Source organism: Paralcaligenes ginsengisoli (genome assembly GCF_054781135.1).
In genome coordinates this window covers 1-8,186 of record NZ_BAAGUZ010000037.1, presented here as the reverse complement: position 1 = coordinate 8,186, position 8,186 = coordinate 1, and the positions used below count along the sequence as shown (strand labels likewise).

Annotated in this window: 6 protein-coding genes; 3 read left to right on the top strand and 3 right to left on the bottom strand. The window is 58.4% G+C overall.

Annotated features, from left to right (window positions below; all coding sequences use genetic code 11):
• Window positions 1-491: 491 nt before the first annotated feature.
• From ACYVIS_RS17910 to ACYVIS_RS17900, 3 genes are all read right to left on the bottom strand, one after another.
• On the bottom strand, window positions 492-1,202 hold the full coding sequence (locus ACYVIS_RS17910; protein ID WP_460874636.1) for a DUF6776 family protein: 711 nt from the start codon (window positions 1,200-1,202) through the stop codon (window positions 492-494).
• A 187-nt stretch (window positions 1,203-1,389) separates the two neighbouring features.
• Entirely contained in the window at window positions 1,390-2,085 is a 696-nt protein-coding gene (gene murU / locus ACYVIS_RS17905; RefSeq protein WP_460874635.1) for an N-acetylmuramate alpha-1-phosphate uridylyltransferase MurU, read from the bottom strand.
• Complete coding sequence (locus ACYVIS_RS17900; RefSeq protein WP_460874634.1) at window positions 2,085-3,137, bottom strand: aminoglycoside phosphotransferase family protein; 1,053 nt, start codon at window positions 3,135-3,137, stop codon at window positions 2,085-2,087. Before ACYVIS_RS17900 ends, murU begins: the two co-directional genes overlap by 1 nt.
• A gap of 146 nt (window positions 3,138-3,283) precedes the next feature.
• Between ACYVIS_RS17900 and ACYVIS_RS17895 the strand changes: the two genes are divergently transcribed.
• Genes ACYVIS_RS17895 through rsmA form a run of 3 tightly spaced genes read left to right on the top strand, consistent with a single transcriptional unit; the run spans window position 3,284 to window position 7,987 of the window.
• Window positions 3,284-5,671, top strand: coding sequence for an LPS-assembly protein LptD (locus ACYVIS_RS17895; protein ID WP_460874633.1), 2,388 nt, complete (start codon window positions 3,284-3,286; stop codon window positions 5,669-5,671).
• Entirely contained in the window at window positions 5,668-7,191 is a 1,524-nt protein-coding gene (locus ACYVIS_RS17890; RefSeq protein WP_460874637.1) for a peptidylprolyl isomerase, read from the top strand. Before ACYVIS_RS17895 ends, ACYVIS_RS17890 begins: the two co-directional genes overlap by 4 nt.
• A gap of 7 nt (window positions 7,192-7,198) precedes the next feature.
• Window positions 7,199-7,987: a 16S rRNA (adenine(1518)-N(6)/adenine(1519)-N(6))-dimethyltransferase RsmA gene (gene rsmA / locus ACYVIS_RS17885; RefSeq protein ID WP_460874632.1), complete on the top strand. Its 789-nt coding sequence runs from the start codon at window positions 7,199-7,201 to the stop codon at window positions 7,985-7,987.
• Window positions 7,988-8,186: the final 199 nt, after the last annotated feature.

Genomic DNA, 8,186 nt, shown 5'->3' with positions numbered 1-8,186 from the left:
CGTCAGCACCCGGCGCTGGACTACCGCCGGACTGCACAGCACCGCCCACCCTGCGGCTTACGTTGAGGGAATGCATAGAGGTATATGCTGGGGCCGGCAAGTTCATTCCAGGCATGCCATTACGCGAGCCGTCTATCGGGGCTAGGGTCAGGACCGGCGTAAGGCGTGCGCCGGATGCTACCGTAGGGAAGGCGGGGGCTTTCGGCGGGCCCTGTTTGAGCGGCGCTCGCGACGCGAGTTGGCCCGACGCCCGCCTGGACGAGGTAGATCCGGATCAAGCACGCCGTGCCGGGCCTGACCCTAGCCCCGATAGACGGCGCCTTTAAATACCAAAACCATAAATACCAAAGCTACCCACCCATCGAATCCCGTAAACAACTCGAACCAAAAAACGCGCCGGCCTTTCGCTGCGAAAAGGGCCGGCCCCGGTCGATCGGATGGGCACCAGGCTCGCCCCTACGCCACCGCGACGAGTCTGTAGGGGTGGTGCTTTAGCGCAGCACGCGAAGCGTGCGTGTGGCGCTGATGTGCTTGCTGTTTTGATCCGTGATGCGGATGGTCACTTGACGAGCGGTAAAGGTTTCGGGCAAGGGCAGGCTGCCGCGCACGTAGGTGTATTGCTGCAGCGACACGTCCATCGGCGGCAAGGTGATGGTATTGGATTTGCCATTGGCATAGCGGCCGGCTACGACCAGTTCAAGCTGGCCGTTGTAGGTAGTGGCTTTTTTATTGTCATCCTGCATGACCAGTATCTGGTAATCGAGCTGCCCGGCATTGTTTTTAAACGTGGCCGAGCGGATGCCCGGAGAGGTGCCGCGGGGGTCGGGCGGCATGGCATCGGCGAACAATTGCAGATCGTTATTGGTTTTGACGACTTGCTCTTGCGCCGCCTTGAGCTGGGCGGATTGACTGCTGAGGCTGGACTTGGCCTCGTTCAGGTCGTGCGTTGTCTGGTTGAGCTGCGATTGCAGGCGCTGTTTGTCGAGATTGGCGCTATTCAGATCATTGTGCAACTGCTCCGATTGTTCAACCGTGAGCCGGGTGGGGCCGTAGCTTTTTTGCAGAAACAGCAGGCCTCCCGCGCCCAGCACAATGCCTGTCAGCATCAAGACCATCCAGCGAGGTATGCGGCGCGGGCGGCGCGTGTTGCCGTACGCTGTAGGTTTGAATACATTGCGTTTGGAGGAACCGAAACTGGCCATTGTGAAAATATCCTGTATAGCGAGGCTAAAAGCTTGTTACCAAACCGTAGCCGAAAAATTTTTCAAGCATAGTCTGTAATGAATGGGTTGAGTGGGCATCTATGATTTTGCTTGCGCTTTGCCAAATTTCGAAACATTTCGGCCGCGCAGGGCAATGTTGCAGTGTAGCCTTGCTTCAACACGATATCTAGCCGGCCAACATGCGGTCGAGCGCGCTCAGGCGTTGAGGAGTGCCGACATCGATCCAGATACCATCGTAGAAGCGTCCTGCCACCTGGTTTTTTACCATGGCCTGTCGGAGCAGTGGCGCCAGACGGACCGCCTTGGCTTTATCCAGGCCTTGAAACAGGGCGGGCCTGTATACGCCTATGCCGGCGAAGGTAAGTGCGTCTGCTCCTTGGCCCGAAGGCGAGTCGTAGACATTATTGGCCGGGGACAGCAGGAAGTCTCCGGCGGCGTGATGCTCGGGGTTGGCGACCAGAAGCAGCCATGCCAGCTTTTCGTCGCGTTCAAGTATCTTCCCTTGCCGCAGCGCCTCGGCCGGGTTCCAGTCGCACCAGATATCGCCGTTGACGACCAGGAACGGCTGGTCTTGAAAGAAGTCCAGGGCCCGGGCTATGCCGCCGGCCGTTTCCAGGGCCTGGGGTTCTGCCGAGTAGCTAATGCGCGCACCGTAGCGCCGCCCGTCCTGCAGCGCTGCCTCGATGAGGTAACCCAGCCAGGCATGATTGATGATGATGTCGCGAATTCCCGACTCGACCAGCCGCTCGATGTGCCAGACAATCAGGGGTTTGCCGCCTACGGGCAATAAAGGCTTGGGTGTCGTGTCGGTGAGCGGGCGCATGCGTTCTCCCCGCCCCGCGGCAAGAATCATGGCTCGCATCAGAATGTGTACCCGACGGCAACCTGACGGTTGTCCAGCTTGTCGAGCAGGCGCAGCAGGGGGGTGAAAACCCCGTAGCGGGAGGCGACCTGCCGTACGTAGGCGTTGACACGCGGCATATGCTGCAAATAATGGTCTTTGTGATCGCGGTGCGAAAGCCGTGCAAAGACGCCGAGTATGCGCAAATTGCGTTGCAGGCTCATCCATTCGTAGGCGCGATGGAAATCGGCGAAATCGTGGGGAACCGCGATATCCGCAAGCCTTGCCGCCTCCCAGTAGCGTATGGCCCAGTCGAGCTGCTGCGGTTCTTCCCACGTGGTGCGGGCGTCCATGACCAGCGAGGCCAGGTCATAGCTCAGCGGCCCCGCCAGGGCGTCCTGGTAGTCTATGACTCCCGGGTTCGGGCCATATTCGGGGCGATCGCAGACCATCAGATTAGGGGAGTGGAAGTCGCGGTGCACCAGCACGGTGGCCTGCCTGACATTGTCTTCCACCAGGGTGGCGAAGGCTTTCTGCAAAGTGGCCTGCTCGGTGTGATCGAGTTGTGCCTGGCAATGGCGCTGGGCATACCATTGCGGAAACAGGGCCAGTTCGTTTGTCAGGCGCTCCTGGTCGTACGCAGGCAGGCCCGTCGTGCGGGCTTGTTGCATCTGCACCAGGGCGCCAATGGCGTCGCGGTACAGTTGCTGCAGACGTGTGTCGTCCAGCCCCGCCTGTATGGCCTGGTGATACGTTTGCTTGCCTAAATCGGATAACAGCAAAAAGCCTTGCCCGGGATCTTGCGCTAAGATGGTGGGCACGTTCAGGCCGGCCTCCGCAAGAAGCTGGCTGACGTGCAAAAAGGGCTGGCAGTCTTCATGGTTCGGTGGAGCGTCCATGACGATTACCGTGCGTCCATTTCCGTTCAACCGAAAATAGCGACGGAAACTGGCGTCGCTGGAGGCCGGCTGCAATGTTTCAGGGTCGAGGCTATGAGTGGGGGCGATGCTCTTGAGCCAATGTTGCAGCGCGATGAGTCGGGAGTCTGGGCTGGGGTTCAAAATCAATTCCATAATAATATTCGTACGGGCGTTTTTTGGTCTTTGGCCATGCTTTAACCATGGATAGGCCAGCTTCTCTATAATACCGGGTCGCCAATCAATCCGGTGCGGCAGTTTTATCGAAATAGTGTCAGTTTTTCCTCGGAGACGAAAGGCCCGTGCGTTTGGTTTGGTGGATGTTCCTCGTTGTATTAGCTAGTGTGTCGACGGCTCAGGCTCAGCAGGCCAATCCCGTGTCGACCGGGTCGGCTACCTTGCCGGAGCTGAGCGTTTCCCCCAATCTGCAGTTGCACAAGAACCTGAACGAAGACCAGATGTCGGTATTCCTGGTCGGAGACAAGGTCGAGTCCAATCCGGATGGCAAGGTTACCTTGTCGGGGAATGCCGAAGTTCGCCGCATCGATTCGGTGGTCAAGGGCGACCGGATCGATTATCAGCGCTCCACGGGCCAGGTGCATGTCGTGGGCAATGGCCTGATCATGCGCGATGCCAGCATAGTTCGCGGCCCGACGCTGGATTACAACGTCAACAGTGAAACCGGCGAAGTCAATGATCCGAACTTCTGGCTGGGGGCGGGCGGTGGCGCAGGCAAGGCGGCCAAGGCCGATATTCTAAGCCGCAGCAAAATGCGTCTGACCACGGCCACGTATTCGGGCTGTCCGTGCCCGGATCCGGCCTGGTATATCAAGGCCTCTCGCGTGGATTTGAATTCGACCGAAAACGAGGGTGTTGCGCACAATGGAGTGCTGTATTTCAAGAACGTGCCCATTTTGGCGTCGCCCTATTTCACTTTCCCCATTAAAAAAGAGCGTAAATCGGGCTTTTTGCTTCCCACCTACGGGACTACCAGCAATAGCGGTTTTGAGTTTTCCCTGCCTTATTACTTTAATCTGGCTCCCAATTACGATGCCACGCTCACGCCCAAGTACATGAGCAAGCGCGGCCTGCAGATGGGCGGCGAATTCCGGTATCTGGGTTCGAGCTATAACGGCCAACTGGCGGGTACGTACCTGGCCAAGGATAGCCTGACGGGCGACGCGCGCTGGATGTACTCCGCCCAGCACAACCAGAACCTGGGCGGCGGCTTCAGCGCCATGTACGATATCCGGCATGCGTCCGACGATAATTATTTCCGGGACTTTTCCACGCTTGGCCTCAATGAGTCGACCACCAATCTGCTGCCCAGTATTGCCCAGATCAACTGGAGCGGGCTGAAGTACTGGAATGCGTATTTGCAGACCTATACGTACCAGACGCTGCAGGATGCCAGCTCCGCGTATACGCTGCCGCCTTACGACAAGCTTCCCGAGCTGCATGTGCAGGGGGCGCGCTACAACTGGGGCGGGTTCGATGTGCAGTCCGACAACTACGCCACCAAATTCAGGTCGCCCGTCTATGACGGCAATATAGCCGCATTCGCCAACGGCTTCTACAATGGCCGCCAGGTTTACGGCAATCATGTGGTGCCGGACGGCACGCGTTTTACGTCATACACCACGGTGTCGTATCCGATTGTCCATGCCGGCTGGTACGTCACGCCGAAGATCGGCCTGCACATGAGCCAATACAATACGGACTGGTATGGCTTGAGCGGCAATCCCCGTACCCAGTCCCGCATCCTGCCCATCATGTCGCTGGACTCGGGCATGACTTTCGAGCGCCGGACTTCCTTGTTTGGCAACGACTCGATCCAAACGCTGGAACCCCGGATCTACTACTTGCGCGTGCCGTATCGCGATCAATCGCAGTTGCCGGTTTTCGACACGGCACTGTCCAATTTCAATTTCTCGCAGGCTTTCGACGAAAACCTGTATAGCGGCGGCTGGGATCGCATCGCCAACGCCAACCAGGTCACGCTGGGCCTGACCACGCGCTGGCTCGATGAAAAAACCGGCTTCGAGCGCTTGTCGCTTCAGGCGGCGCAGCGCATTTATTTCGAGGATCAGCAAGTAACGCTTCCGGGCGAAACGCCCAGAACCAATACCAAGTCCGATTTTCTGTTCGGCGCGAATGCGGCGCTGACCGATACCCTGAATGTGCGCTTCGACGCGCAGGTCAGCCCCTATTCCAAGGAACGCAACGAGATGTCGGCCGGTTTCAAGTGGCAGCCCAAACGCCTGGCCATACTGTCCGCCGCCTATCGATACAAGCGTGATCCCGCCGCGGTCGTCGACCCGAATGTGGTGTATTCCACGGGCTATGTCGACAATAGCACTGAGCAGGTGTCGGTTTCTGGCCAGTGGCCGATCACGAGTAAAATCTATGCGCTGGGGCGGATCGATTATTCCCTGCAGGACAAGCGAACCACCCAATCCATTGTCGGGCTCGAATACAAGGGCGATTGCTGCTGGGCGGCGCGTGTGGTCCTGCAGCGCTCGGCGGTTTCCGCCGACCAGTCCAATACCGCCATGTTTTTCCAATTGGAACTATCAGGATTGGGCTCGCTGGGCAGCGACCCCATGAGCCTGTTGAGCAAGACAGTTACGGGTTATCAACCGATCGTTCCACCTATACCTGACAAAACCACCTTCGAGAGGTATGAATAATGCGTAGTCTGCACACGAAGCATAGGCTTGCGTTTGTGTTGATCCCGATTCTGGGGCTGTTGTCGTCAAGCCCGGCATGGGCAGCCAAAGCGGCGCCGCATCATGCGGCCTCGGCCCGGACGACGCCTCAGTCGGAGCAGTTCGTCGATGGTATAGCGGCTGTTGTGAACAAGAAGGTCATTACCCTGGGCCAGGTAAATGCCGAGGCGCAATCTGCCGCGGCGCAACTGAAGCGGCAAAAAATAGCTGTACCCGACACTCAAACGCTGCAAAAGCAAGTATTGCAGCGCATGATTGCCACCGAGGTCGAGAGGCAGGAAGCCGAGCGCCTGGGTATCAAGGTCACCGACGCGGAGCTTCAGCAGGCGGTTGATGTCGTGGCCAAGCGCAATAAAATAAGCACCGACAGATTGCGTCAGGAAGTGCAGAAAACCGGGGTGACCTGGGACAATTATCTGAAATCCTTGCGCGAGGAAGTTCTTTTCGATCAATTGCGCCAACGAGCCGTCGACAGCACGATCGTGATTTCCGATGCGGATGTCGACGCTTTTATAAAGAATCAAGAAGAGCATGGTGGCCAAATGGCTGTGGCTCCGCCGCCAGAGCCGACTGCGGCACCTGAAGCTCCCCCGGTCCAGCAAACGGGGCCGGTCATGCTGGGCCTGGCGCAAATCCTGGTGGCGGTGCCGGAAGGCTCGTCGCCGCAGCGTGTGCAAGAATTGCGTCAAAAGGCCGAAGCCATTCTGGCCAAGTTGCGCGGCGGAGCCGATTTCGCCAGTGTGGCCGCAGCCTCTTCCGACGATCAGCAGGCCCTGAAAGGCGGCGACCTGGGTGTGCGGCCTGTCGACGGCTGGCCCGATTTATTCATACAGGCTACCCAGAAACTGCGGGCAGGCCAGATCAGCGGCATTATCCAAAGCGGTAACGGCTTTCATATTCTCAAGGTGCTGAAGCGCGGCCAGGCCCAGAGCCGGCGGCCGGCGGCAAACACGGCCCCGGCGCGCGCGCCGGCCCCGGCAGCTAATCAGCCTGCGGAGCAGCAGGGCCCCGTGATGGTTACGCAAACCCATGCGCGGCATATACTGATCAAGGTTTCCAAGGTGATGTCCGATACGCAGGCCCAGACTCTCCTGAACGATATCCGTCAGCGTATCGAACACGGTGAAAAGTTTGCCGATCTAGCCAAACGGTATTCACAGGACTCTTCGGCTCCTCAGGGCGGCGATCTTGGCTGGCTGAGTCCTGGCGAAACCGTGCCGCCTTTTGAGCAAGCCATGAATGCCTTGCAACCCGGGCAAATCAGTCAGCCGGTGCGCTCGCCGTTCGGCTGGCACCTGATTGAGGTCGAGGGGCGGCGCACCAAGGATATGGCCAACGAATACAAGCGCATGCAGGCTCGCAAGATACTCTTTCAGCGTCGCGAACAGCCAGCGTTCGAAGATTGGTTGAATCGGCTGATTGGCGAGGCGTATATCGATAACCGGCTTGATCCTCAGTCGAATCGACGGCCCAGCCGATAGTCGCGTTATGGCTCAGCATCAGGCACGCAAACGCTTCGGCCAGCATTTTCTGGTCGATGAAGGCGTGATCGAAGCGATTGTGCGCGCCATTGCTCCCAAGCCCCAAGAGATGGTGGTTGAGATTGGACCGGGCCTGTCGGCGCTGACTCAACCCTTGATGCAGGCGCTCGATCATTTGACTGTGGTCGAAATCGATCGCGATCTCGCGGCTCGTTTGCGTCGTCAGCATCCGGAAGGCCGCTTGACTGTCGTCCAGGGAGATGCGCTCGAAGTCGATTTCGCCGCCCTGGGCGAGCGTTTGCGTATTGTGGGCAATTTGCCCTACAACATTTCCACACCTTTGCTGTTTCATTTGATGGCGTGTGCGGATCGTGTACGGGACCAGCATTTCATGCTGCAGCGCGAGGTGATCGATCGCATGGTGGCCAGGCCGGGTTCTGCCGATTATGGCCGTTTGTCGGTCATGCTGCAGTCACGCTATCTTATGCACAAGCTGTTCGATGTGCCGCCCGAGGCTTTTGATCCGCCGCCCAAGGTGGTCTCGGCTGTGGTGCGCATGACGCCGTTGCCCGATAGTCGTGTGCAGGCGCAAAGCCACGCCGTTCTGGAGAAAGTGGTTGCAAAGGCTTTTGCGCAGCGGCGCAAGATGCTGCGCCGGGGTCTGGGCGACTGGGCAGCGCATATCGATTGGGATGGCCTGGGCATTCCCGCTACTGCTCGAGCCGAAGAGCTATCTGTGGGCCAATTCATCGCGTTGGCCGATAGTCTTTTGGCGGCTGGCGTGGTGTGCGCTTAGCGCATTTTCGGTTCGAGTGTTTACAGGGCTGAACGTGTTTTAGTGGCTTTGTTTTTTTAGCCGCTTTTTAGGCATGGGTAGTGACTTTGAGCTGCCTGTGCTGGCTGGGGCGATGACTTTGGATTGAGCGTTGCTGTGTTGGTGGCGGTTAATTCTATAAAGACGCCGCAGGGTGGGCGGTGCTGTGCAGTCCGGCACG